Below are 1,332 nucleotides of genomic sequence, written 5' to 3' on the forward strand. Positions count from 1 at the left end.
GCGAGATGAGGTAACTGGGGTTGGACGGTCCTCCCAGCGGCGCATGCTACGCTTGTGCCCTTGCTAACAATATAAGAGGGAGGCTTGGATGAACTACTTTGCTGGACTCGACGTGTCTTTAAGGCTGACCGCGATTTGCGTCGTCGATGGGGATGGCAACGTGGTGCGAGAGGGCGTGGCGGACACCGAGCCGGAAATGCTGGTTTCGTGGCTGAAGGACACCGGTTTGGCATTCTCGCGCATCGGCCTCGAGGCCGGCCAGTGCTCGTCCTGGCTGCACAAGGGCCTTGCGCTTGCCGGCTTCCCCGTTGTCTGCGTCGAGACGCGCCACGCCAAGGGTGTCATGCAAGCACAAAGCGTCAAGACCGACCGTAACGACGCACGGGCGCTGGCGCAGATGATGCGGACCGGCTGGTTCAAGGCGGTTCATATCAAAGGTGAAGACAGTCAGAAGCTACGGACGCTCATGGGAAGCCGCCGCTGCCTGCTCGACAAGCAGCGTGATGTCGACAATCACATTCGAGCGTCGTTGCGGGTGTTTGGGTTCAAGGTCGGGCTCATCGGGCAAAGCCGCTTCGAGGAGCGCGTGCGGGAATTGATTGCCGGAGACGATGATCTGGAGGTGGGCATTGTCGCGCTGCTGGACGCCAGGCGGGCCTTGCAAGGGCAGGTTCGGCTGCTCACCCGCATAATCGAAGGCCTTGCCAGGAAGGACGAGATCTGTCGCCGCCTTATGACTGCCCCAGGCGTTGGGCCGCTGACGGCGCTCGCGTTCAAGACGGCGATCGATGATCCGGTGCGTTTTGCCAAATCGCGCAATGTCGCCGTTCATCTGGGCCTGACGCCCCGCAAATATGCTTCGGGCGAAGTGGACTACAATGGGGGCATCACCCGATGTGGCGATGACTTTGTCCGCAAGCATCTCTACGAGGCGGCGCATTCTTTGCTGGTCAATACGAAGAGGTGGTTCGCGCTAAAAGCATGGGGCGTGCGCCTCGCCAAGCGCAGCTCGTTTAAAAATGCCTGCGTCGCCGTGGCTCGCAAGCTTGCCGTCATCCTGCACCGCATGTGGATCGATGGCACCGACTTCCGCTGGGGACACGAAGAACAGGCTGCGGCCGCCTAGCCAATACACGATCAGCAACAGTCCAGCCGAAGGGCTGTCAAGGAGTCCGGCAGGACGGGGAATGGTGAGGGCGGTAACCGGTCTGCAGCGCAATCCGCAAGGCTTGACGACTGCGTTCGCGAGATGGCCCCACCACTCTTCCACGAACATCATCATGAGGCGGAAACCCGACCTCGAAGAGAAGCGAGCTCGCCGGCGACTTGAGA

General features: G+C 61.0%; 1 protein-coding gene. It reads left to right on the forward strand.

The window, feature by feature from the left end; all coding sequences use genetic code 11:
- The first annotated feature begins 88 nt into the window (after window positions 1-88).
- Window positions 89-1,126: an IS110 family RNA-guided transposase gene (locus H8B02_RS47220; RefSeq protein ID WP_229172503.1), complete on the forward strand. Its 1,038-nt coding sequence runs from the start codon at window positions 89-91 to the stop codon at window positions 1,124-1,126.
- Window positions 1,127-1,332: the final 206 nt, after the last annotated feature.

It is taken from the genome of Bradyrhizobium altum (assembly GCF_020889705.1).
Lineage (GTDB): Bacteria > Pseudomonadota > Alphaproteobacteria > Rhizobiales > Xanthobacteraceae > Bradyrhizobium > Bradyrhizobium altum.